Consider the following 23,975-nt stretch of genomic DNA (forward strand, 5'->3'; position numbering starts at 1 on the left):
GAGACTGGCCATGACCAAGACTCTCCATCACCGTGCGTGCCACCTGTGTGAAGCCATCTGCGGCCTGACCATCGAAACCTCTGAGGTTGAAGGTGGCGGCGTGCAAATCACCTCGATCAAGGGTGACCCGCAAGATACGTTCAGCCGTGGGCATATCTGTCCCAAAGCAGTGGCGCTGCAAGACATACAGAATGATCCGGACCGTCTGCGTCAGCCGATGCTGCGTGTGGGCAGCGAATGGCAGCCTATCGCGTGGGAAGACGCCTTCGATCTCGTAGCCGAACGCCTGGCGGTGATTCAGGAGCGGCACGGGCAGAATGCGGTGGCGGTGTATCAAGGCAATCCCAGCGTGCATAACTACGGGTTGATGACTCACAGCAATTATTTCCTTGGCCTGCTGAAGACCCGCAACCGGTTTTCCGCGACCTCGGTCGACCAGTTGCCGCATCACCTGACCAGTCATTTGATGTACGGCCATGGATTGCTGTTGCCCATCCCGGACATCGATCACACCGATTTCATGCTGATCCTGGGTGGCAACCCGCTGGCCTCCAATGGCAGCATCATGACCGTGCCGGATGTGGAAAAACGCCTGAAGGCGATTCAGGCACGGGGCGGCAAAGTGGTGGTGGTCGATCCGCGCCGTAGCGAAACGGCAGCGATGGCCGATCAACATTTGTTTGTGCGTCCCGGTGGCGATGCGGCCTTGTTGTTCGGCGTGCTCAATACCCTGTTTACTGAACAGTTGACCCGCGACAGCCATTTGCCGGTGGACGGTCTGGAAGACGTGCGTCAGGCCATCGCCAGCTTCACCGCCGAAGCCATGAGCCCGCTGTGCGCAGTGCCGGCAGAAATGATTCGCCAGCTGGCGCGGGATTTTGCGGCGGCGAAGACTGCGGTTTGCTATGGCCGCATGGGCGTCTCGACGCAAGCGTTCGGTACGCTGTGCCATTGGCTGGTGCAATTGATCAATCTGGTCACCGGCAACCTTGATCGGGTCGGTGGCGCACTGTGCACCGAACCGGCGGTGGACTTGGTGGCCTCCACCTCGGGCGGGCACTTCAATCAATGGCAGAGCCGCGTGTCCGGTCGTCCAGAGTACGCCGGTGAGTTGCCGGTGTCGGCGCTCGCCGAAGAGATGCTCACCGAAGGGGAAGGGCAGGTGCGTGCGCTCATCACGGTCGCCGGTAATCCGGTGTTGTCCACGCCCAATGGCCGGCAGCTGGAGCAAGCGCTGGACGGTCTGGAGTTCATGGTCAGCGTCGACTTGTACATCAACGAAACCACGCGCTATGCCGACCTGATCCTGCCGTCGACGTCTGCCCTGGAAAACGATCACTACGACACAACGTTCAACATGTTCGCGGTGCGCAACGTGACACGCTTCAATCGCGCGATTCTGGCCAAGCCCGAAGGTGCCTTGCATGACTGGGAGATCTTTGTCGGTCTGGCCAAGGCATTTGCCGCCAGGACCGGCAAGGAACTGAAGCCGACCATCGCGCCTGCGCAAATGATCGACCGTGGATTGCGCATGGGGCTGTATGGCGATGCTTCGGCACAGAAACTGTCACTGGCAACCTTGTTCGATCATCCGCATGGGGTGGATTTGGGTGCGCTGAAGTCCAACCTGGCGCCGCGCCTGAAAACCGCCAATCAGCACGTGCAGGCAGCTCCGGCACCGATCCTTGCCGACCTGGCACGTTTCGCCGCGCTGCAAGCACCGGCAGCCGATGAATTGCTGATGATTGGCCGCCGTCATGTGCGCAGCAACAACTCGTGGATGCACAACTATCACCGACTGGTGAAGGGTAAGCCGCGGCATCAATTGCTGATGCACCCGGACGACCTGGCCAGTCGCGGGCTCAACGATGGGCAGCGTGTGCGGGTCAGCTCGCGGGTCGGCATGATCGAAGTGGAAGTGGTCGCCAGCCTGGACATGATGAAAGGCGTGGTCAGCCTGCCTCACGGCTGGGGCCACGCACGGCCGGGTGTGCAGATGACGATCGCCAGCGGTCAACCGGGTTCCAGCGCCAACGATCTGACTGACGAGTGTCAGCTCGACGAGCTGTCGGGGAATGCGGCGTTGAACGGCGTACCGGTGACAGTGGCAGCGGCGTGATCGTGTCTGTCGGGGAGGCCGAGCATGGCGCTCGGGTTTCCGTTACAATGCGCCACCGTGCCGACCTCTGAGTCGGAAAGTTCAGCCGAGGTGCTCCATGGATATCATCGAAACGATTAAAGAGCAGATTGCTAACAACACCATTCTGCTTTACATGAAAGGTTCGCCGAATGCCCCGCAGTGTGGCTTCTCCGCGAAAGCCGCACAGGCCGTGATGGCATGTGGCGAAAAGTTTGCGTACGTGGATATCCTGCAGAACCCGGAAATCCGCGCGAACCTGCCAAAGTACGCCAACTGGCCAACTTTCCCGCAACTGTGGGTGGGTGGCGAGCTGGTGGGTGGTAGCGACATCATGACTGAAATGGCTGCTGACGGTTCGTTGCAGACCACGATCAAAGCCGCTGTTGAAGCAGCAGCTGCCAACAAGACCGAAGCCTGATTCGGTCTCTGTAGGAGCAAAGCTTGCTCGCGATACAGGCGCCGCGGTTTAGCAAGAACACCGCGTCATCGTTCATCGCTGGCAAACCATGCTCCTACAGGGCATAAAAAAGCCCCGCCTCTATAAAAGAGTGCGGGGCTTTTTATTGTCTCGCGTTTAGCGGGCGCTAACTTACTCGTCTTCGCCCATCTGCGATTGCAGATAGTTCTCAAGACCGACTTTATCGATCAGGCCCAATTGGGTTTCCAGCCAGTCGATATGTTCTTCTTCGGATTCAAGAATGTCTTCGAGCAGTTCGCGGCTACCGAAGTCGCCAACGGTTTCGCAATGAGCGATAGCGACTTTCAGGTCGGCATGGCCGATGCGTTCAATACGCAGGTCACACTCAAGCATTTCCTTGGTGTGCTCGCCGATGTGCAGCTTGCCCAAGTCCTGGACGTTCGGCAGGCCTTCAAGGAACAGGATGCGCTTGATCAGCTTGTCCGCGTGCTTCATCTCGTCGATGGATTCGTGGTACTCGTGCTTGCCCAGCTTGTTCAGGCCCCAATCTTCGTACATGCGCGCATGCAAAAAGTATTGATTGATTGCGACCAGCTCATTGGCAAGAATTTTGTTGAGATGCTGGATGACTGTAACGTCGCCTTTCATGATGGGATCCTGCCCTAAGTAGCTGTCTATAAAGCAAGAGTTTGAGCCGCGCATGTAAGAGTGTCAAACCTAAGTTATTGAAACTTATATGAAAATTAATCGGAATAAGAATGTTTGTGTTCCGCGTCTAGAGCGTAAGCGGTTGATTTTCAGGCATAAAAAAACCGGACTTTAAGTCCGGTTCTTTGAAATGGGGTATTTACGCGGCAGTAAATTCGACAGGGAAGGGAATGGCTGCCTGGGCCGATTGCAATTTGGTCAGGGTTTCACGCACCACTTCCTTTGCAAGGCAGGCGCATTTGCCGCATTGGCTGGCAACGCCGGTGGCCTGACGGACTTCTTTGTAGCTGCAGCAACCCTCATAGATTGCATCGCGGATTTGACCGTCGGTGACGCCAGTGCAGAGGCAGACATACATAAGTGAAAACCGTCGTTGGTTGTGACTCAATTGCGATGGATCTTAATGTTAACGAGAATGATTGTCAAAGTGCTTTCTGAAAGCTTCACGTTATAAGCGCACGTGACCGACGAACGGTTTTTGCCTGGCAATCTGCCAGTCACTGACATGACTGGAAATTGGACGCTCCTGCAAAATCCGTTGAGGACAGCTCAAATACGCCGTGTATGATGTGCGGTCCTTGCGAAGGGGATCGTGTCACAGGGCTGTCGCCTGAGGGTGGCAGGCTGATGCGAATCCAGTTCTTCACGTTAATAGACCAGGAGATATCCAATGAGCGTACTCGTAGGCAAACAAGCCCCGGACTTCACCGTTCCAGCCGTCCTCGGCAATGGCGAAATCGTAGACAGCTTCACCCTGTCGTCGGCCATCAAAGGCAAATACGGCCTGGTGTTCTTCTACCCACTGGACTTCACCTTCGTTTGCCCGTCCGAGCTGATCGCTCTGGACAACCGCATGGCTGACTTCAAGTCCCGCAACGTTGAAGTGATCGCCGTGTCCATCGACTCGCACTTCACCCACAACGCCTGGCGTAACACCCCGGTAAACAACGGTGGTATCGGCGAAGTTCGTTACACCATGGCTGCCGACATCAAGCACGAGATCGCCAAGGCCTACGACGTTGAGTCCGAAGGTGGCGTGGCTTTCCGTGGCGCGTTCCTGATCGACGACAAAGGCGTTGTCCGTTCGCAGATCATCAACGACCTGCCGCTGGGCCGTAACATCGAAGAGCTGGTCCGTCTGGTCGACGCTCTGCAATTCCACGAAGAGCACGGCGAAGTTTGCCCTGCCAACTGGAAAAAAGGCGACAAAGGCATGACCGCTTCGACCGAAGGCGTTGCGGCTTACCTGACCGAGAACGCTGCTGCGCTGTAAGGCAGGTTCGAGGCATAAAAAAACCGGCCCTTGAGGCCGGTTTTTTTATGCGCGGGATAAACCTGACGACAGATCAGTCGTTGAAGTCTTCCCAGCCGCCCATTTCTTTCCAGCGATTGACGATGCCGCAGAACAGCTCGGCCGTCTTCTCGGTGTCGTAGCGAGCTGAATGAGCCTCACGACCGTCGAAGTCGATATCCGCCGCCTGGCAAGCCTTGGCCAGTACGGTTTGACCGTAAGCCAGACCGGCAAGGGTGGCGGTGTCGAAGCTGGAGAATGGATGAAACGGGTTACGTTTCATGTCCAGGCGTGCGACCGCTGCGTTGAGGAAGCCCAGGTCAAAGCTGCTGTTGTGCCCAACCAGAATCGCCCGTTTGCAACTGTTGGCTTTCAGGGCCTTGCGGATGCCACGAAAGATATCGGTGAGTGCAGCTTCTTCGCTCACCGCCATGCGCAGCGGATGATCGAGCTTGATCCCGGTGAACTCCAGCGCGGCGGCTTCGATGTTCGCGCCTTCAAACGGCTCTACACGAAAGAAGTAAGTGTGGTCGGGGTACACAAACCCTTTGTCATCCATCGCGATGGTGGTTGCAGCAATTTCCAGCAGGGCATCGGTGGCCGAGTTGAAACCACCGGTTTCTACGTCGACGACAACTGGCAGGTAGCCACGGAATCTGGCTGCCATCGGATGACGAGGACCGCCTCCGCCGCCTTGACCGTCCTGTTCGTCGTCGAAATGGTCTTCACTCACGCGTGTTCCTCCAGCAGGCGCCAGCGCAGTTTTTCACCGGCGCGCAGCGGGATAACAGTCAGCTCGCCAAATGGCAGGCTGGATGGGGCGGTCCACTCTTCGCGGACCAAAGTAATGCGGTCGGTGTTCGCTGGCAGGCCATAGAAGCGCGGGCCGTTGAGGCTGGCGAACGCTTCGAGCTTGTCCAGCGCATTGCGCTGTTCGAACGCTTCGGCGTACATCTCGATCGCAGCAAAAGCGGTGTAGCAACCGGCGCAACCGCAAGCGGCTTCTTTGGCGTGCTGGGCGTGTGGCGCCGAGTCGGTGCCGAGGAAGAACTTTTCGCTGCCGCTGGTGGCGGCGTCGAGCAGGGCTTCCTGATGCGTATTGCGCTTGAGGATCGGCAGGCAATAGAAGTGCGGCCGGATTCCGCCCATCAGCATGTGGTTGCGGTTGTACAGCAGGTGATGCGCGGTGATGGTTGCGCCGACGTTGGCCGAAGCCTCGTTGACGAACTGCGCGGCGTCGGCTGTGGTGATGTGTTCGAACACCACTTTGAGCGTCGGGAAACGCTCGACCACACGGCGCATGTGCTCATCGATGAAGATTTTTTCGCGGTCGAACACGTCGACATCGCCACGGGTGACTTCGCCGTGAATCAGCAACGGCATCCCGACTTCGGCCATGGCCTCAAGTGCAGGGAAAATCTTGTCGATGCTGGTGACGCCAGAGTCCGAATTTGTGGTCGCGCCGGCCGGGTACAGCTTGGCGGCGTACACGAAACCGCTGGCCTTGGCCTCGCGAATTTCTTCGGGCTGGGTGCGGTCGGTCAGGTAGAGCACCATCAACGGTTCAAAACGACTGCCGGCCGGGCGTGCAGCGAGAATCCGCTGGCGATAGCCGTCGGCTTCAGCGGCGTTGCGCACCGGAGGTACCAGGTTGGGCATGATGATCGCGCGACCAAAGGTGCGCGCGACATCCGCAACGGTATTGGTCAACACGGCACCATCGCGAAGATGAATGTGCCAGTCGTCGGGACGCAGCAGGGTCAGGCGGTCGGACATGAGGGGATTCCAGGCGGGTCAAACTCAGGGGAATGCTACCGGAAAAGACTCTTGCAGGCACTCGCTATCAAGTTTTGCAGGAACGTACCGATATGAACTACGTAGCCGTAAACACGCGTGTGTCGGTCTTTTTGTTGCAGAAGCCAGTGGAGCCTCCCGTGCGCCAGCGTTATTTAGCCTTGCTCAGTGTGTTTGCCAGCCTTCCTGCGATGGCGCTCACTTTCCAGACCCGTCTGGAGAATATTGAGTGGACGGTCGAAGGGGACAAGTTCGAATGTCGCCTGATTCAGCCGATCACCGATTTCGGGTCGGGTGAATTCGTTCGCCGTGCCGGCGAGCAGGCGACGTTTCGTCTGAAAGCCTACAACGCGATGATCGGCGGTGGTTCGGCGACCTTGCTGGCGGCTGCGGCACCCTGGCAACCAGGACGCGGCGACATCAACCTGGGCTCCGTGCGGATCGGCAGCGGCAACGTGCTGTTCAACAGCTCGCAAGCTCAGGCCGGGCGCTTGATCAGTGGGCTCATCGATGGCCGTAGTCCGGTAGTCCGGCACTCCTCCGGCGATGGCCGGGTGTCGGAAGTGCGTCTGTTGCCGGTCAAGTTCAGCAAGGCATTCAACGACTACCAAGGCTGCGTGGCGAACCTGCTGCCAAAGAATTTCGAACAGGTTAAACAGTCCGAAGTCGGCTTCCCGGGTGAGAGCATCGATCTTGATCCACAGGCCAAGGCCAAGTTGCAGGTGATGCTGGAGTTCATGAAGGCTGATCCGTCGGTCAATCACATTGAGCTCGACGGGCACTCCGACAACAGCGGTAATCGCCTGACCAACCGTGAGCTCTCACGCCGCCGCGCGTTGGCGGTGATGGACTTTTTCAAGGCCAACGGTATCCAGGAGTCGCAGATAACCCTGCGCTTCCACGGCGAGCGTTACCCTGTGGCGCCGAACACCAGTGCCACCAATCGGGCGAAGAATCGCCGGGTCGCGGTACGTCTGGAGCGTGTGGCACCGACCGATAAAGTCGCGCCTCAAATCGCATCAGGCACGCCGGCGGCCACTTCCTGACTTGCCGGTCATCGTCGCGCTCTCGACAGATTCTGTCGCTTCGTCGTCATAAGCTGTCGCGCCTCTGTAAATTGTCCCGTTTGAGCGGTAGACTTCCCGGCTTTCCGTAGAACCCCGTGGAGTGATGGCATGGCGGACGTAAACAAGGTCGTTCTGGCGTATTCCGGCGGCCTGGACACTTCGGTGATCCTCAAGTGGCTGCAGGATACTTATAACTGTGAAGTCGTGACCTTCACCGCTGACCTGGGTCAGGGCGAAGAGGTCGAACCTGCACGCGCCAAGGCACAGGCCATGGGCGTCAAAGAGATCTACATCGACGACTTGCGCGAAGAATTCGTACGCGATTTCGTTTTCCCGATGTTCCGCGCCAACACCGTTTACGAAGGCGAGTACCTGCTGGGTACTTCCATCGCTCGCCCGTTGATCGCCAAACGCCTGATCGAAATCGCCAACGAAACCGGCGCTGACGCCATTTCCCATGGCGCCACCGGCAAGGGTAACGACCAGGTTCGTTTCGAACTGGGTGCGTACGCCTTGAAGCCAGGCGTGAAAGTGATCGCTCCGTGGCGCGAATGGGACCTGCTGTCGCGTGAAAAGCTGATGGATTACGCTGAAAAGCACAACATCCCGATCGAGCGCCACGGCAAGAAAAAATCCCCGTACTCGATGGATGCCAACCTGCTGCACATCTCCTATGAAGGCGGCGTGCTGGAAGACACCTGGACCGAGCACGAAGAAGACATGTGGAAATGGACCGTCTCCCCGGAGAACGCTCCAGACAAGCCTCAGTACCTGGAACTGACCTACCGTAACGGCGACATCGTTGCACTGGACGGCGTCGAAATGACCCCGGCCACCGTGCTGGCGACCCTGAACCGCATCGGTGGCGAACACGGTATCGGTCGTCTCGACATCGTCGAGAACCGTTACGTGGGCATGAAGTCCCGTGGCTGCTACGAAACCCCGGGCGGCACCATCATGCTGCGCGCTCACCGTGCGATCGAATCGATCACCCTGGACCGTGAAGTGGCTCACCTCAAAGACGAGCTGATGCCGAAATACGCCAGCCTGATCTACACCGGTTACTGGTGGAGCCCTGAGCGTCTGATGCTGCAACAGATGATCGATGCGTCCCAGGCCCACGTGAATGGTGTTGTTCGCCTGAAACTGTACAAGGGCAACGTGATCGTGACCGGTCGCAAGTCTGACGAATCGTTGTTCGATGCCAACATCGCGACCTTCGAAGAAGACGGCGGCGCTTACAACCAGGCCGACGCGGCGGGCTTCATCAAGCTCAACGCCTTGCGCATGCGCATTGCTGCGAACAAGGGCCGGAAGCTTTTCTGAGCCCGTTGAAGCGGTGATAGAGCTGTGGCCTTGTCGGTGACAAGGCCACAGCTCTGAAAAAGGGAGCAGTTCCTGCCGTACATTGCTTATCCAGCGTTCTTCTTGTTACGCGTTCGATGACTTCTGCTTTTGCTCTCTCTGAATCCTGGAGCGTTGTCCTCCTCGGCTATCGGGCACTCACGCCATAGTCGTCATATCCTGTGAACTCACGTTGTAAGCCACCCAGAACACCGGGCTGTGGCGCTTCTTGGCTTGCCTTGAATACTTGAGCGCGCTTTCCTGCAGCAATGCCTCTGAGTCGGTACAGGTGAGAAACACTGTCAACCTCGCAGTGGTCCTCTGAGATGGCCGGGCCTCCTCAATCAAGGTGTTGAAGTCCATTTTCTTGCTCATCCTTCTTACATCGATGATGTACAAGCCTCTGAACGATGTCGGTAATCGTACTTGATGCTCGACCAGCAGCTCGGTGGAGTCTGTCGGGGGGAGGCGGTCCGGCTTATCTACGTCGGACATGACCTTTATGAAATGCTTTCCTTTCTCAAAATCGGAGGGGGCATAGAGCGATCGGTAGTTGAAATTGAGTGTGGCAAAGAATAGCAAGAGCAAATAAAAGGGAAAACTAATAAGGAACCAGATGTAAATCTCGCGCTCTTCATCGTCGAGAAAGGGAAGAGAAATAGCCGCTGATGCTTCAGACAGTGTTGCGAACAATGCAATGATTGTCATGGGGTTGGTAATTCTTTTTTGGGGTTTCATCATGTTTTATGCTCATAAATAATAGTTTTCTCGGTTAGTTTGTTTTGTCGGTTGGTTTATGTTGCTGATGTTTGTGGGTTTATTTGTTTGTGAAGTTGCTTGTGGGTATGTGCCCTTTGTTTGGTTTGTTGGTGATTGCTATCGTAGCTGGGTTTGTGGTGGTTTCGGCGTGTTTGTTATTCGTATTTAATAAGTATCAGGCGGGCCTTTGTATTTAAGTGTTGCCGATTGTTCGTTTTTAATAATGGTTTGAGTCGGGAGTGGGGTGTTTGGCGTTCAGGGACGAAGTATTTTATCTTGACGCACCGGTTGATTCTTGAGCGTAGTTCAGTTTTTATCGTTTGCCGGGACGTCCGCTCAGTATTTTTTTCATTTCTTCGATGTGAATCGATACAAATAACATTTTGAAAGCGGTGCGTTGGCAGGCAGGTTAAATTTCAGACACACAGTATTTGTGCATTTTTTGTAAGACTTATCCTTGTTGTTTGTAGGGAATGTCTTTCGGTGCGGGTCGCCGAGGGGGGCGGCATGCCACGGATGAAACGACTAGGCTATTGTGCGGGCTCTAAAAATTCGAACAGCGAAATTGGACTTGCCCATGAATAAAGTGCTGATCGTGGATGATCACCCCGTCATTCGTCTTGCGGTACGTATGCTAATGGAGCGACATGGCTACGAAGTCATTGCAGAAACAGATAACGGCGTGGACGCACTGCAACTTGCCCGCGAACTTATGCCGGATATTGTCATTCTGGATATTGGAATACCGAAGCTGGATGGATTGGAAGTCATTGCGCGACTGACATCGACGGCGATGCCGCTGAAAGTGTTGATACTGACCTCGCAGGCGCCTGGGCATTTCTCCATGCGTTGCATGCAATCGGGGGCTGCCGGTTATGTCTGCAAACAGCAGGACCTCACTGAATTGCTCAGTGCGATAAAAGCCGTGTTGTCAGGCTACAGTTACTTTCCGAATCAAGCGTTGCATACCGTTCGGTCCAGCCTTGGAAATGCCAGTGAAGCCGATATGGTTGATCGCCTTTCGGGGCGCGAAATGATGGTCTTGCAACAGTTGGCCAGAGGAAAGACAAACAAGGAGATCGCCGATGGAATGTTCCTCAGCAATAAAACCGTCAGTACTTACAAGACCCGGCTGTTGTTAAAGCTCAATGCTCGCTCCCTGGTCGATCTGATTGAACTGGCTCAACGCAATGGCTTGGTATAAGTGTCGCTATCATTTGACGAGGTCACGATGAGAGGGCGCTCATCAAGAATTGGCACTTAGTAAAAAGCCTCCGTTTCGGGAGGCTTTTAAGTGCTACAAGTCAAAATCGTAATCGGCCAATTGCTTTTGCAGTCGGCGCTCCTCCAGCAAATTGTCGATGGTGCGACGTTTGCTCAGGTTGGTCTTTGCCACTTCAACCACCGGTTCAGCGTCATCGGCTTCAACGGGTGTGAAGTCGTCTTCTACGTCCAATTGCTCTTTGCCAGTGCTCATAAGGTCAACTCCAGGCTAAGACTGCCTTTGGCGCCCCTTATATCGGCAATCGTCCGGCGGGTAAAAAAGATTTTTTCAATCGATACATCAATATTTTTAATAGTGCCTCAATCGTCTGAGGTCTTGTGCTTGTATTCGCACAAATCCTCGATCCGGCAACTGCCGCAGCGAGGCTTGCGAGCCAGGCACACGTAACGCCCATGCAAGATCAACCAGTGGTGGGAATCGAGCAGGTATTGCCTGGGCACAAACTTCATCAGTTTCTGCTCCACCTCGACCACATTTTTGCCGGGAGCAATGCCGGTGCGATTGCTGACCCGGAAGATGTGGGTGTCCACCGCCATGGTCAGTTGGCGAAAGGCGGTATTGAGCACCACGTTCGCCGTCTTGCGACCGACGCCGGGCAGCGCTTCCAGTTCCTCGCGGGTTTGCGGTACTTCGCCGCCATGGCGCTCCACGAGCAGGCGGCAGGTTTCGATCACGTTTTTCGCTTTGCTGTTAAACAAACCGATGGTCTTGATGTATTGCGACAACCCCTCGACGCCTAACGCGTGGATCGCCGCTGGCGTATTGGCCACTGGATAGAGTTTGGCTGTGGCCTTGTTGACGCCGACATCGGTCGACTGGGCGGAAAGAATCACTGCAATCAGCAATTCAAACGGCGATGAATAAGCCAGTTCAGTCTTCGGCTCCGGATTGTCTTCGTGAAACCGGCGGAAAATTTCCAAACGTTTTGCGGCATTCATGGGCGATGCGTTTCCTCGAAAACAGTCAATCAATGGGAGGGCGTCGAACGGGCCCACGCCTGACGTACAGCGATCAGTACCCCCAGCAGGATGAATCCGCCAGGGGCCAGGGTGGCAAGGTGCAGGCCACCATTACCAATGAGTTCGCGCAGCAGACCCAAGCCCACCATCAACACGCCAAACAGAGCGCACAGACGTAGCCGATCAAGGCGTGGGCTCTGGAAAAATCCGTTGTATTCCAGCACAACGCATTGCAAGGCAATCAATCCGGTGTAAAGAGCCAAAGGCTGGTGCCATTGAAGCGACCAGACCTGTGCTGCCATTTGCGCGCAACTGGTCAGCGTGGCGGCCAGCAGGATGCAGGCAAGCAAGCGGGCGGACGGAAGCAGCCGGGATCGCAAGGCCCACATGCCAACGCCATAAGCGCTAATGACTACGATGAACATCAGCCACAGCCCGAGCGCCGCCGTCCAGGAGGTCGTTGCACCGATCAGGGGCGCAAGCATCAGCGAGTTTTGCAGGGTCGATGACTTAGTCATGAGCGCTGTTCCCGATCATGTGTTGCGAGTGTTCATCGAAGTAACGCAAGGCGTCATGAATGGCGCTGATCACCGCTCTTGAGGTGATGGTGGCGCCCGCCACCTGATCGAATTGCCCCTGATCCTTTTTCAACGCCCAGCCCGTGTCGCCGGGGTCGTTCCGAGATTTTCCGGCAAACACCTGGAGCCAGGCATTGGGCCATTCGGCAATCTTTGCGCCCAACCCCGGGGTTTCCGATTGCTTGAGGGTTTTGACCCCCAGTAACTTGCCGCTAGTGTCGATGGCGATCAACAACTCGATCGAGCCTTCGTAGCCCAGGGTCTGGCTGCGCAGCAATACGGCGCTCGGTTGGCCGCCCTTGGTCGCGAGGTAGCCACCCAGCAGTGTGCTGTTGGCCAACGGGATGCCGACGAGGGCAAGTGGCTGTTCCAGCGGTTGATTGTCGTACTGTTGCGGCGGGAGCAGGTCCAGCAGCTTGCGGCTGTCGATCAGCCGTTGTGTCGCGGCAATGCGGGGTGCGCTGGTCTGTTGCACGAGGTAGGTCGCGCCGATTCCCAGTCCGGCCAGTAACACCACAATCACACCACTCGATGCGCGGCTCATGGGGTTACTTGCTCCTGCCTGGACGCGACAAAACGCTCCAGCGCCGGCACACACAGGTTCATCAACAGCACGGCAAATGCCACGCCATCCGGATAGCCGCCCCAGGTGCGTATCAGATAAGTCAGTAAGCCCACGCCGATGCCAAAGAGCAATCGGGCGCCGGGGCTTTTTGCGCCGGACACCGGTTCCGTGACAATGAAAAAGGCCCCCAGCAGGGTGGCGCCGGTGAGCAGATGAAACAGCGGTGAGCCGTGGGAGTCGGAACCCGAACCGTTCCAGCACAGCAGGCTGATGACGAACAGACTCGCGAGCATGCCGACCGGCGCATGCCAGCCGAACACCCGCCGTTGCAGCAGAAATGCACCGCCAGCCAGAAAGGCCAGGTTGACCCATTCCACGCCGCGCCCGCCGAAATGGCCAAACGCCGGGTTGCCGGCGAAGAGTTCATCCATGGTCAGGCTTTTATTGATGCGCAGGCTATCCAGCGCAGTGGCCTGCACCCAGGCGTCCGGTGTCTGGCCGAGGCTGAAGCCGAAAATGTGTTGCAAGCCGCCGAGCAGATCCATGCCGTGGGAGGACGGCCAGTGCGTCATTTGCTGAGGAAAGGTCACCAGCACCAAGGCGAATCCGAGCATCGCCGGGTTAAACGGATTTTTGCCGACGCCGCCATACAACTGTTTGCCCAGAAGTGCGAACGCCGACGCACAGACCGTCAGCCACCACGGGCAGTAAGGGGGCAAGGCCGCCGCCAGCAGGGTCGCACTGACCAGCGCGCTACCGTCGCTCAAGGTTGGCATGAGCGGGCGCTGGCGCAGTCGCATCACGGCGCCCTCAACAGCCAACGCGGTCACCGCCGTCAGTATCAGATTGATCAATACGCCCCAGCCATACAGCCAAAACAGCGTCAGCATCCCCGGCACGGTCGCCAGTAATACCAGCTTCATGGCCTGCTGGAGGCGTTCGTCCACCGGCTCAAGGGGCGACATAGGCATCCACCTGACGCTGTGCTTCCAGCAGCCGCGCGCGAGCCTTGTCGATCAATTCGCTCGGGGTGTCGACGCTTCGTTCAAGCTTGCTGACGTCGGCACGGGCGTAGGCCAGCTCGGTTTTCAGTTGTCGAAGCTGGCTGTCGATGGGACGTTTTTCGACGCGCACCAGGTCCGGTAGAGGTTGGTCGCTCGCTGCTTCAGCGGCGTGCAAAGCATGTTCCGCTTCGCCGAGTGCACGTTGCAGGGCTTCGATCTGCTCGGCCGGTGCTTCGCTGGCCTGGGCTTTCTTGAGTTCGGCGCGACGCATGGCCAACTGGATCTTCGCGCGTTTGAGATCGGCGTCCTTCGCCGGTGCAATGGTTGGCGCAGCGGGTGGCGGTGAAATGCTTTCCAGTTGCGCCAAGGCCTGCTCGGCCACCTCGAATTGTTGTTGCAACACGATCAGTTGCGACTGCTGCTCGAAGGTCGGTGGATGCCCGAAGGCCTTGAGCGACTTGTTCAGTTGCGCCCGACTCATCGCCAGGTCGATCTTGGCCTTTTTCAACGTGGCATCGGCGTTGGCCGCTTTTTGTGCGCGCACGCGTTCAAGGGCTGCCTGTACCGGGTCGGTCGTAGGCGCTTCACTGTGCACAACGGAGCGTTGGGCACGGGCCTGGCGTTCAGCGAGTTTTTGTTCCTCTTCGCGCTGCAGGCGGGCATTGCGCTGTTCAAATCGGCGTCGTGCCCGGTTGCGCTTGGCGGCGCGTGCCTGTTGCTCTTCAAGGCTTGTGGCCAGTCCGCCGACAATCGGCAGCACCGTGTCTAGCGGCAGCGGTCGCATCTCAATGCAGTCCACCGGGCAGGGCGCCACACACAGGTCGCAACCGGTGCATTCATCGACGATCACTGTGTGCATCAACTTGGCCGCGCCGACGATGGCGTCAACCGGGCAAGCCTGGATGCATTTCGTGCAGCCGATGCATTCGGCTTCACGAATGTAGGCTATCTGCGCCGGGGCCGAGCCACGACTGATGTCCAGTTCCAGCACCGGTATTTTCAGCAACTCGGCCAGGGCCTTGATGGTTTCGCTGCCGCCGGGCGGGCATTTGTTGATCGGCTCACCGCTGGCGATGCCTTCGGCGTAGGGCTTGCATCCGGGGTGGCCACACTTGCCGCACTGAGTCTGGGGCAAGAGGGTATCGATGCGTTGAATCAGACTCATGTTTTGATCAGTCCGCTAAATCCGAGAAATGCCACTGCAATCAGTCCGGCGCCGATCAACTCGATCGGCAGGCCTCGAAAGGGCAGGGGAATATCGTTATCGAGTGTGCGCTGGCGCAAATCGCTGAACAGGCTCAGCACCAGCCAAAACCCCAGCCCGGTGCCGAGGCTCAGGGCGGTTGCGTGAAAGAATCCTTTGTCGTCCTGGGCGTTGAGCAGCGTCAGGCCGAGCACGCCCGCGTTGCCTGCCAGCAGTGGCCAGAGGCCGTCGAACGCCAGTGTCGGCAGTAACCGTGACAGTGCTTTCAACAATGGCCCAATCAGCAGAACGCTCAATGGCAAGAACACGAATAGACGCAGTGATGTCAGATCCAGCGGCACCAGCAACCAACGGTTGGCCAAATAGCCCGACAGGCCGACGATCAGCGTCAGGCATGCCGTCGCTATACCCAGCGCATGGACTTGCCGATGCTCATTGCCCACCAGTGGATCGACGCCCAGCGGCCAGTGCAACACGACGTTGTTGATCAGGGCAGCGCTGATAAGCGTAAGCAGTATTTCGGTCATGATCGTGCCGGCAAGAACGGGGGCTTTTTAACTCAGCGGTCTAAAAAGCTTAGGCATTATCCGGCAAGGACGGAGGGGGGGCCAGATATGAAAATCCCACAGTCGCGTCAGGCACGACTGTGGGATCGGTTTACCGCAACACGTTTACTTGATGCGCTGACCCGGCTTGGCGCCGCTATCAGGGCTGAGCAGGTAGATTTCTTCACCGCCAGGGCCGGCCGCCATCACCATGCCTTCGGAAATGCCGAACTTCATTTTCCGTGGCTTGAGGTTGGCGATCATCATGGTCAGGCGACCATTGAGCTTGGACGGGTCCGGATAAGCGCTCTTGATCCCGGAGAACACGTTGCGTTGCTCGTCACCGATGTCCAGGGTCAGGCGCAACAGCTTGTCCGCGCCTTCCACGTGTTCGGCCTTGAGGATCAGTGCGACGCGCAGATCGACGGCAGCAAAGGCGTCGAACTCGATCTGCGGCGACAGCGGATCCTTGGCCAGCTCGCCGTTGCCGGCAGGTGCTGCCTCGCCAGTGTCGGTCTGGCTGGCGGTCAGGTCTTCTTTCGAGGCGTCGGACATGGCTTGCACTTTCACCGGGTCGATGCGGGTCATCAACGGCTTGAACTCGTTCAGCTGATGGTTGCTGAGCAAGGTTGCGTGATCGTTCCAGGTCAGTGGCGCGACGTTCAGGAACGCCTCGGCATCGGCGGCCAGCAACGGCAGGACCGGCTTGAGGAAGATCACCAACTGGCGGAACAGGTTGACGCCCAGCGCGCAGATAGCCTGGACTTCGTCCTGCTTGCCTTCCTGTTTGTTCAGCGACCACGGGGCCTTGTCAGCGATCCAGGCGTTGGCACGGTCGGCCAGGCCCATGATTTCACGCATGGCGCGGGCGAAGTCGCGAGCCTCGTAAGCCTCGGCAATGCTCGGCGCCGCCGCCAGGAATGCGTCAGTCAGCTCTGGCGCGGCATTGCCGGCCACCAGTACACCGGCGTTGCCCTTGTGGATGAACCCGGCGCAACGGCTGGCAATGTTGACGACTTTGCCGACCAGGTCTGAGTTGACCTTCTGCACGAAGTCCTCAAGGTTCAGGTCCAGATCGTCGACGCCACGGCTCAACTTGGCCGCGTAGTAATAACGCAGGTATTCCGGCGACAGGTGATCCAGGTAAGTCCGGGCCTTGATGAAGGTGCCGCGCGATTTGGACATTTTCTGACCGTTGACGGTCAGGTAGCCGTGGACGTTGATGCCGGTCGGTTTACGGAAACCGGCGCCTTCGAGCATGGCTGGCCAGAACAGGGCGTGGAAGTTGACGATGTCCTTGCCGATGAAATGGTACAGCTCGGCGGTGGAGTCCTTGCCCCAGAACGCGTCGAAGTCCAGATCCGGCGTGCGGCTGCACAGGTTCTTGAAGCTGGCCATATAGCCGATCGGCGCGTCTAGCCACACGTAGAAGTACTTGCCTGGCTCGCCGGGGATCTCGAAGCCGAAGTACGGCGCATCGCGGGAGATGTCCCACTGTTGCAGGCCGGCATCCAGCCATTCGGCGATCTTGTTGGCGACGGCGTCTTGCAGCGTGCCGCTGCGGGTCCAGGTTTGCAGCATCTCCTGGAAGTCCGGCAGCTTGAAGAAGAAGTGTTGGGAATCCTTGAGCACCGGCGTGGCGCCAGAGATGGCCGACTTCGGATCCTTCAGATCAGTCGGCGCGTAGGTCGCACCGCATTTTTCGCAGTTGTCGCCGTACTGGTCTTCGGTGCCGCATTTCGGGCAAGTGCCCTTGATGAAGCGGTCGGCCAGGAACATTTTCTTTTCCGGGTCGAAGTACTGAGTGATCGAGCGCTGGGCAATGTGCCCGGCGTCGCGCAGCTTCAGGTAGATCTGGCTCGACAGCTCACGGTTTTCTTCTGCGTGAGTGGAGTGGAAGTTGTCGAAGTCCACCAGGAACTCGGCAAAGTCGGCGCTGTGTTCAGCCTGGACGTTGGCGATCAGTTGTTCCGGGGTGATGCCTTCCTTTTCCGCGCGCAGCATGATGGCCGAACCGTGGGCGTCGTCGGCGCAGACGTAAATGCATTGATTGCCGCGGTGCTTCTGGAAACGCACCCACATATCGGTCTGGATGTATTCCAGCATGTGGCCAAGATGGATCGAACCATTGGCATAGGGCAGGGCGCTGGTGACGAGGATCTTGCGTGGCTCGGACATGGGGCTCGGCTACTTGATGAAACGGAGGTCGGCCACTATAAAGCGCCGGCACATATTTTTCACCCCCGCGACCGGCACCGCGGACCTTTGTAGCAGCTGCCGAAGGCTGCGTCCGGCGGCGAAGCCGTCGTAAAACCGGACACCGCGGTGTTTCAGGTCATCCGGGTTGCCGGGATACACGACTGCTTCGCAGTCGAACGCAGGCTTCGCCAGCTGCTACAGGTTGCATCTGGCCACAGGATAATTGTCACGTCCTGAAAGCATGCCGTCCGGCCAACAGAACAGGTAGGATACCTGCCTGATTTTCCTGTCTTGCTATCGGAGTTGCCCATGAGCGCCGTCAATCGCGCAGCGGTGGAAGCCGTCCTTCGCCAATACACCGACCCTTACCTGAACCAGGACCCGGTCAGCGCCGGGTGTGTGCGCAACATCGACATCCAGGGCGATCGCGTCAGCGTCCAGTTGGAGTTGGGTTACGCCGCCGGCCTGTTCAAGAGCGGCTGGTCACAGATGCTGCAAATGGCCATCGAAGGCCTGGACGGCGTGACGACTGCTCGCGTCGACATCACCAGCGTGATTGCCGCACACAAGGCTCAGGCGCAGATCCCGGGGCTGGCGAACGTGAAAAACGTGGTGGCCGTGGCGTCTGGCAAGGGTGGCGTGGGCAAATCCACCACCGCTGCGAACCTGGCGCTGGCGCTGGCCCGTGAAGGCGCCAAAGTGGGGATTCTCGACGCGGACATCTACGGTCCAAGCCAGGGCATCATGTTCGGCATCGCTGAAGGCACCCGACCAAAGGTCAAGGATCAGAAGTGGTTCGTGCCGATCGAGTCCCATGGCGTTGAAGTGATGTCGATGGCGTTCCTGACCGACGACAACACTCCGATGGTCTGGCGTGGGCCGATGGTGTCCGGTGCGCTGCTGCAACTGGTGACCCAGACTGCGTGGGGCGACCTGGATTACCTGGTCATCGACATGCCGCCAGGCACAGGTGACATTCAGTTGACCCTGGCACAGAAAGTCCCGGTGGCCGGTGCAGTAATCGTCACGACCCCGCAAGATCTGGCGTTGCTGGACGCGCGCAAGGGCGTGGAGATGTTCCGCAAGGTCAACATCCCGGTGCTGGGCGTGGTCGAAAACATGGCCGTGCACATCTGCTCCAACTGCGGGCATGCCGAGCATTTGTTCGGTGAAGGCGGTGGTGTGAAGCTGGCCAATCAGTATGGCGTTGAACTGCTGGCCTCGTTGCCGCTGTCGATGGTTATCCGCGAGCAGGCCGATGGCGGCAAACCGACGGTGATCGCCGAGCCGGACAGCCAGATTGCCATGGTGTATCAGGAACTGGCCCGCCATGTCGGTGCGCGGATCGTGTTGCAGGAAGCGGTATCGCCGGCGATGCCGAACATCAGCGTCAGCGACGATTGATTCGCTGAATAGATGTTGTAGCAGCTGCCGAGGCACGAGGCTGCGTTGGGCTGCGCAGCGGCCCCCGAGGGCGGTCCTGCGGACACGCAACGCAGCCTCGTACCTCGGCAGCTGCTACAGGGTTTTGGGGGGGCGTTAGATACGCAACCCGCCATCCATCTCCAGGATCCGGCCGGTGTAGTAGTCATTCTCGAAAATGTACGCCGCCGAATGGGCGATCTCTTCCGGTTTGCCCATGCGCTTGAGCGGAATACCGGCCGTCATTTTCTCCAGTGCTTCGGGCTTCATGCCCAACGTCATCTCGGTCTCGATAAAACCCGGTGCAATGCCTGCCACGCGGATGCCGTAGCGCGCCAGTTCCTTGGCCCAAGTCACGGTGGCCGCTGCCACGCCAGCCTTGGCGGCGGAGTAGTTGGTCTGGCCGACGTTGCCAGCGCGGGAAATCGACGAGATATTGATGATCGCGCCGCTGTTTTTCAGCTCGACCATTTTGGCCGCGACTTCGCGGGTGCACAGGAACACGCCGGTCAGGTTGACGTCGATGACCGCCTGCCATTGGGCCAGGCTCATCTTGGTCATTTCGCCGTCCTTGACCTTCAGCAGCAGGCCGTCACGCAAGATGCCCGCGTTGTTGATCAGGCCATGGATCGCGCCGAAATCTTCAGCAACCCGGGCGACCATGTCGCTCACTTGCTCTTCGTTGGCGACGTTGCACAGGTAGCTGCGCGCTTCGGCACCCTTGGCCTTGCACGCCGCGACGGTGTCGTCGAGCTTTTCCTGGTTCAGGTCCACCAGCGCCAGTTTCGCGCCTTTGGCGGCGAAATACTCGGCCATGGAACGACCTAAACCCTGGCAACCGCCAGTGATAATGATTACTTTGTCAGTGAGTTGCATTCGCATGCCCCAATAGCAGGTCAGAGTGGTTTCCTTGAAGAGGGCCTCTCGATCTGCACCTGGCGTGGCCTGGCTGCACATGAGAACTGCCCCGATGGCGTGCTGGATACTTATCCCCAGGTGCCTGTCCGTTTTTATGACGGATTCTATATAAGGAGTCATAAATTGAGCGTTGAAGCGGCCAAGAATGCCCGAGAATTGCTTCTCAAGGAATACCGTGGGGTGCTGTCGACCCATTCCAAGTCCATGCCGGGTTACCCGTTTGGCTCAGTGGTTCCCTACTGTCTGGATGACCAGGGCCGGCCGCTGATCCTTATCAGTCGCATCGCTCAGCACACTCATAACCTGCAAAAAGATCCGAAATGCTCATTGTTCGTGGGCGAGCGTGAGGCCGATGACGTGCAAGCCGTTGGTCGGCTGACGTACCTCGCCGAAGCAGAAAAGCTAGAAGACGAGGCGGCCATTGAAGCGGCTGCCGAGCGTTACTACCGCTATTTCCCGGAATCGCAGAGCTATCACAAGGCTCACGATTTCGATTTCTGGGTGCTCAAACCCGTGCGTCACCGCTACATCGGCGGCTTCGGCGCGATTCATTGGGTCGATCACCTGACCCTGGCCAACCCGTTTGCCGGCAAAGCCGAAGTGAGCATGGTCGAGCACATGAATGCCGATCACGCCAAAGCCATCGCGCACTACGTCGAACTGGCCGGCCTGCCGAAAACCGAACCGGCGCAACTGGCTGGCATCGACACCGAAGGCATGCATTTGCGCATCGGTCAGGCGCTGTACTGGTTGCCGTTTCAAGCACCTTGTAATACGCCGACACAAGTCCGGGAAGCCTTGGTTTTCCTGGCTCACGCCGAACATTGGCCCAAAAAAGAAGTCGCCGACGCTTGAATTCACGAAAGGGCGACGTCATCTAAGGCTTACTGGCAAGGCATTCTTGCGTTGAGGAACCATTTGATGCGCCCTTTTTTATTGCTCTTTGTACTGTTCCCGGTGTTGGAGCTGTTCGTATTCGTCAAAGTCAGCGGGGCTATCGGGTTTTTCCCGGCCCTGCTACTGATCATTCTCGGCTCGATGCTCGGCGTTTTTGTGCTGCGTATCGCCGGTCTGGCCACTGCACTGCGTGCCCGTGAAAGCCTGAATCGCGGCGAGTTGCCGGCCCAGACCATGCTCGAAGGCTTGATGCTGGCCCTGGCGGGCGGTCTGTTGATCCTGCCGGGCTTCGTCTCTGATGTGCTGGGCTTGATCTTGCTGATGCCGATCTCTCGTCGCTTGCTGGCCAATAAAATGCGCCAGCGCGCCGAAGAACAGGCGATTCGTCAGCGTGCATTTGCCGACGACCTGCAGCCTCGGGGCGGCCCTGCGCCGCGCGAACCACTGGGGCGAGAGCCCAACGTGATCGAAGGCGAGTTCGAACACCACCGTGACACCAAGTAAACCGCGTCATCTGCACGGCACCTTCGGGTGCCGTGTTCGTTTGCGGGGCAGCGTTGTGAAATTTTTTGCTGGCCCGCCCTTGTAATAAGCTTATGCGCCCTTATGTAACGGTCACCGCAAGGTTTCTGGCGATCACGCCAGACAGACTTCCGCGTCTCGCTTGTCGAGCCGCACCCGGCACCGCCGGATTTGTTAAACCCGCCGGGAATACACCGGCCGATGAAAACCACAATTAGGAGAGATCGACAATGAAGCTTCGTCCTCTGCATGACCGCGTCGTCATCCGTCGCAGCGAAGAAGAAAAGAAAACCGCTGGCGGTATCGTCCTGCCAGGTTCGGCTGCTGAGAAAGCCAACAGCGGCGAAATCCTCGCTGTCGGCACCGGCCGCGTGCTGGACAACGGTGAAGTGCGTGCACTGGCCGTTAAAGTGGGTGACAAGGTTGTGTTCGGCCCGTACTCCGGCAGCAACACCGTGAAAGTTGACGGCGAAGACCTGCTGGTAATGGCTGAGAACGAGATTCTCGCTGTTATCGAAGGCTGATTCCCCGCTCATTTTCCCGCTACTACAAAGTATTTAAGGAATATCGATCATGGCTGCTAAAGAAGTTAAATTCGGCGATTCCGCCCGCAAGAAAATGCTCGCCGGTGTCAACGTCCTGGCTGACGCAGTAAAAGCGACCCTGGGCCCTAAAGGCCGTAACGTGATCATCGAGAAGAGCTTCGGCGCTCCGACCATCACCAAGGACGGCGTGTCCGTTGCCAAAGAAATCGAGCTGAAAGATCGCTTCGAAAACATGGGTGCGCAACTGGTCAAAGACGTTGCCTCCCGTGCCAACGATGACGCAGGCGACGGCACCACCACCGCTACCGTTCTGGCTCAATCGATCGTCAACGAAGGCCTGAAAGCCGTCGCTGCCGGCATGAACCCGATGGACCTGAAACGCGGCATCGACAAAGCGACCATCGCTATTGTCAAAGAGCTCAAAGCCCTGTCCAAGCCATGCGCTGACACCAAGGCCATCGCTCAGGTCGGCACCATCTCGGCCAACTCCGACAGCTCCATCGGCGACATCATTGCCGAAGCCATGGAAAAAGTCGGTAAAGAAGGCGTGATCACCGTTGAAGAAGGCTCGGGCCTGGAAAACGAACTGTCGGTTGTTGAAGGCATGCAGTTCGACCGTGGCTACCTGTCCCCGTACTTCGTCAACAAGCCAGAGACCATGACTGCCGAGCTGGACGGTCCGCTGATCCTGCTGGTCGACAAGAAAATCTCGAACATCCGCGAAATGCTGCCAGTACTGGAAGCCGTTGCCAAAGCCGGCCGTCCACTGCTGATCGTGGCCGAAGACGTTGAAGGCGAAGCCCTGGCGACTCTGGTTGTGAACAACATGCGTGGCATCGTTAAAGTCGCAGCCGTCAAGGCTCCAGGCTTCGGCGACCGTCGCAAGGCCATGCTGCAGGACATCGCTGTTCTGACTGGCGGTACCGTCATCTCCGAAGAGATCGGTCTGAGCCTGGAAAGCACTACCCTGGAACACCTGGGTAATGCCAAGCGCGTGATCCTGTCCAAAGAAAACACCACCGTGATCGACGGTGCCGGCGTTGAGGCTGACATCCAGGCTCGCGTTCTGCAGATCCGTCAGCAAGTGGCCGACACTTCGTCCGACTACGACCGTGAAAAACTGCAAGAGCGTCTGGCCAAGCTGTCCGGCGGCGTTGCAGTGATCAAGGTTGGCGCGGGTTCCGAAGTTGAAATGAAAGAGAAGAAAGCCCGCGTTGAAGACGCCCTGCACGCTACCCGTGCAGCCGTTGAAGAAGGCGTGGTACCTGGCGGCGGCGTGGCACTGGTTCGCGCTCTGCAGGCTATCTCCGAACTCAAAGGCGACAACGATGACCAGAACGTTGGCATCCAGTTGCTGCGTCGCGCTGTAGAAGCGCCACTGCGTCAGATCGTTGCCAACTCCGGCGACGAGCCAAGCGTAGTGGTCGACAAGGTCAAGCAGGGTTCGGGTAACTTCGGTTACAACGCTGCCACCGGCGAATACGGCGACATGATCGAAATGGGTATCCTGGACCCGGCTAAAGTGACTCGTTCGGCTCTGCAAGCGGCTTCGTCGATTGCCAGCCTGATGATCACCACCGAAGCCATGATCGCCGAGATCAAGGAAGACGGCCCAGCTGGCGGCGGCATGCCAGACATGGGCGGTATGGGCGGCATGGGCGGCATGATGTAAGCCAGCCTCACCCCTGTACTAAAAAACCCCGCCTGCGAAAGCAGGCGGGGTTTTTTATTGCCCTGATTCGGGTAAGTCAGGAGACCTGGTCGCTGCCATCGCGGGCAAGCCGAATCGTCGCACCACCGGTCCCACGAGT

At 58.0% G+C, this 23,975-nt stretch carries 25 protein-coding genes; 11 read left to right on the forward strand and 14 right to left on the reverse strand.

Features of this window, described 5'->3' with window-relative positions; translation table 11 throughout:
• Positions 1-10: 10 nt before the first annotated feature.
• Positions 11-2,119 (forward strand): molybdopterin oxidoreductase family protein, encoded by a 2,109-nt coding sequence (locus BMS17_RS17890; protein WP_046026487.1) that lies wholly within the window; start codon positions 11-13, stop codon positions 2,117-2,119.
• A 97-nt stretch (positions 2,120-2,216) separates the two neighbouring features.
• Entirely contained in the window at positions 2,217-2,558 is a 342-nt protein-coding gene (gene grxD, locus BMS17_RS17895; protein WP_007943565.1) for a Grx4 family monothiol glutaredoxin, read from the forward strand.
• Between the two features lie 171 nt (positions 2,559-2,729).
• On the opposite strand, the gene bfr is transcribed toward grxD, so the two are convergent.
• Together bfr and BMS17_RS17905 are read right to left on the reverse strand one after the other, a co-directional pair.
• Positions 2,730-3,206 carry a bacterioferritin gene (gene bfr / locus BMS17_RS17900; protein ID WP_046026484.1) on the reverse strand — a complete coding sequence of 159 codons (477 nt, stop codon included), beginning with the start codon at positions 3,204-3,206 and terminating at the stop codon, positions 2,730-2,732.
• 199 nt (positions 3,207-3,405) lie between these two features.
• Positions 3,406-3,624, reverse strand: coding sequence for a bacterioferritin-associated ferredoxin (locus tag BMS17_RS17905; RefSeq protein ID WP_007943567.1), 219 nt, complete (start codon positions 3,622-3,624; stop codon positions 3,406-3,408).
• 312 nt (positions 3,625-3,936) lie between these two features.
• On the opposite strand from BMS17_RS17905, the gene BMS17_RS17910 reads away from it, so the two are divergent.
• On the forward strand, positions 3,937-4,539 hold the full coding sequence (locus tag BMS17_RS17910) for a peroxiredoxin (protein WP_046026483.1): 603 nt from the start codon (positions 3,937-3,939) through the stop codon (positions 4,537-4,539).
• Positions 4,540-4,612: 73 nt separating this feature from the next.
• Here BMS17_RS17910 and rnt read toward each other — a convergent pair whose 3' ends face one another.
• Complete coding sequence (gene rnt / locus BMS17_RS17915; RefSeq protein ID WP_046026482.1) at positions 4,613-5,290, reverse strand: ribonuclease T; 678 nt, start codon at positions 5,288-5,290, stop codon at positions 4,613-4,615.
• On the reverse strand, positions 5,287-6,333 hold the full coding sequence (gene pyrC, locus BMS17_RS17920) for a dihydroorotase (protein ID WP_077431344.1): 1,047 nt from the start codon (positions 6,331-6,333) through the stop codon (positions 5,287-5,289). The genes rnt and pyrC overlap by 4 nt, the downstream gene beginning before the upstream one ends.
• A 158-nt stretch (positions 6,334-6,491) precedes the next feature.
• Between pyrC and BMS17_RS17925 the strand changes: the two genes are divergently transcribed.
• Entirely contained in the window at positions 6,492-7,397 is a 906-nt protein-coding gene (locus BMS17_RS17925; protein ID WP_046026723.1) for an OmpA family protein, read from the forward strand.
• Positions 7,398-7,526: 129 nt separating this feature from the next.
• Complete coding sequence (locus BMS17_RS17930) at positions 7,527-8,744, forward strand: argininosuccinate synthase (RefSeq protein ID WP_027922848.1); 1,218 nt, start codon at positions 7,527-7,529, stop codon at positions 8,742-8,744.
• A 177-nt stretch (positions 8,745-8,921) separates the two neighbouring features.
• On the opposite strand, the gene BMS17_RS17935 is transcribed toward BMS17_RS17930, so the two are convergent.
• The gene (locus BMS17_RS17935) at positions 8,922-9,503 is read right to left on the reverse strand and encodes a hypothetical protein (protein ID WP_046026479.1); all 582 of its coding nucleotides are present in this window, start codon (positions 9,501-9,503) and stop codon (positions 8,922-8,924) included.
• Between the two features lie 595 nt (positions 9,504-10,098).
• On the opposite strand from BMS17_RS17935, the gene BMS17_RS17940 reads away from it, so the two are divergent.
• Entirely contained in the window at positions 10,099-10,725 is a 627-nt protein-coding gene (locus tag BMS17_RS17940; protein ID WP_007943575.1) for a response regulator transcription factor, read from the forward strand.
• A gap of 93 nt (positions 10,726-10,818) precedes the next feature.
• Here BMS17_RS17940 and BMS17_RS17945 read toward each other — a convergent pair whose 3' ends face one another.
• The 8 genes from BMS17_RS17945 to metG all read right to left on the reverse strand — a co-directional run bounded on the left by BMS17_RS17945 (position 10,819) and on the right by metG (position 17,839).
• Positions 10,819-10,998 carry a PA3496 family putative envelope integrity protein gene (locus tag BMS17_RS17945; protein ID WP_007898493.1) on the reverse strand — a complete coding sequence of 60 codons (180 nt, stop codon included), beginning with the start codon at positions 10,996-10,998 and terminating at the stop codon, positions 10,819-10,821.
• Positions 10,999-11,105: 107 nt separating this feature from the next.
• Positions 11,106-11,744 carry an endonuclease III gene (gene nth / locus BMS17_RS17950; protein ID WP_046026478.1) on the reverse strand — a complete coding sequence of 213 codons (639 nt, stop codon included), beginning with the start codon at positions 11,742-11,744 and terminating at the stop codon, positions 11,106-11,108.
• A gap of 29 nt (positions 11,745-11,773) precedes the next feature.
• Positions 11,774-12,283, reverse strand: coding sequence for an Rnf-Nqr domain containing protein (locus BMS17_RS17955; protein WP_077431345.1), 510 nt, complete (start codon positions 12,281-12,283; stop codon positions 11,774-11,776).
• A complete protein-coding gene (locus BMS17_RS17960; protein WP_046026476.1) occupies positions 12,276-12,887 on the reverse strand; it encodes an RnfABCDGE type electron transport complex subunit G in 612 nt (203 codons plus the stop codon). The genes BMS17_RS17955 and BMS17_RS17960 overlap by 8 nt, the downstream gene beginning before the upstream one ends.
• Positions 12,884-13,873 (reverse strand): RnfABCDGE type electron transport complex subunit D, encoded by a 990-nt coding sequence (locus BMS17_RS17965; protein ID WP_046026475.1) that lies wholly within the window; start codon positions 13,871-13,873, stop codon positions 12,884-12,886. The genes BMS17_RS17960 and BMS17_RS17965 overlap by 4 nt, the downstream gene beginning before the upstream one ends.
• Positions 13,860-15,077, reverse strand: coding sequence for an electron transport complex subunit RsxB (rsxB, locus tag BMS17_RS17970; RefSeq protein ID WP_077431346.1), 1,218 nt, complete (start codon positions 15,075-15,077; stop codon positions 13,860-13,862). Before rsxB ends, BMS17_RS17965 begins: the two co-directional genes overlap by 14 nt.
• Positions 15,074-15,643 carry an electron transport complex protein RnfA gene (locus tag BMS17_RS17975; protein ID WP_046026472.1) on the reverse strand — a complete coding sequence of 190 codons (570 nt, stop codon included), beginning with the start codon at positions 15,641-15,643 and terminating at the stop codon, positions 15,074-15,076. The genes rsxB and BMS17_RS17975 overlap by 4 nt, the downstream gene beginning before the upstream one ends.
• Before the next feature lie 144 nt (positions 15,644-15,787).
• Positions 15,788-17,839 (reverse strand): methionine--tRNA ligase, encoded by a 2,052-nt coding sequence (metG, locus tag BMS17_RS17980; RefSeq protein WP_077431347.1) that lies wholly within the window; start codon positions 17,837-17,839, stop codon positions 15,788-15,790.
• A 330-nt stretch (positions 17,840-18,169) separates the two neighbouring features.
• Between metG and apbC the strand changes: the two genes are divergently transcribed.
• On the forward strand, positions 18,170-19,264 hold the full coding sequence (gene apbC / locus BMS17_RS17985; RefSeq protein ID WP_046026470.1) for an iron-sulfur cluster carrier protein ApbC: 1,095 nt from the start codon (positions 18,170-18,172) through the stop codon (positions 19,262-19,264).
• 135 nt (positions 19,265-19,399) lie between these two features.
• Here the strand turns inward: apbC and BMS17_RS17990 are convergent, their stop codons facing one another.
• A complete protein-coding gene (locus BMS17_RS17990; RefSeq protein WP_046026469.1) occupies positions 19,400-20,158 on the reverse strand; it encodes an SDR family oxidoreductase in 759 nt (252 codons plus the stop codon).
• A 165-nt stretch (positions 20,159-20,323) separates the two neighbouring features.
• On the opposite strand from BMS17_RS17990, the gene BMS17_RS17995 reads away from it, so the two are divergent.
• The 4 genes from BMS17_RS17995 to groL all read left to right on the forward strand — a co-directional run bounded on the left by BMS17_RS17995 (position 20,324) and on the right by groL (position 23,836).
• Positions 20,324-21,055 (forward strand): HugZ family protein, encoded by a 732-nt coding sequence (locus BMS17_RS17995; protein ID WP_077431348.1) that lies wholly within the window; start codon positions 20,324-20,326, stop codon positions 21,053-21,055.
• 66 nt (positions 21,056-21,121) lie between these two features.
• Complete coding sequence (locus BMS17_RS18000; protein ID WP_077431349.1) at positions 21,122-21,601, forward strand: FxsA family protein; 480 nt, start codon at positions 21,122-21,124, stop codon at positions 21,599-21,601.
• 248 nt (positions 21,602-21,849) lie between these two features.
• Positions 21,850-22,143, forward strand: a complete 294-nt coding sequence (locus BMS17_RS18005) for a co-chaperone GroES (protein ID WP_019827816.1) — start codon at positions 21,850-21,852, stop codon at positions 22,141-22,143.
• A 49-nt stretch (positions 22,144-22,192) separates the two neighbouring features.
• Positions 22,193-23,836 (forward strand): chaperonin GroEL, encoded by a 1,644-nt coding sequence (gene groL, locus BMS17_RS18010; protein ID WP_046026465.1) that lies wholly within the window; start codon positions 22,193-22,195, stop codon positions 23,834-23,836.
• Positions 23,837-23,975 lie beyond the last annotated feature (139 nt).

The sequence above is a fragment of the Pseudomonas sp. C9 genome (assembly GCF_002000165.1).
Lineage (GTDB): Bacteria > Pseudomonadota > Gammaproteobacteria > Pseudomonadales > Pseudomonadaceae > Aquipseudomonas.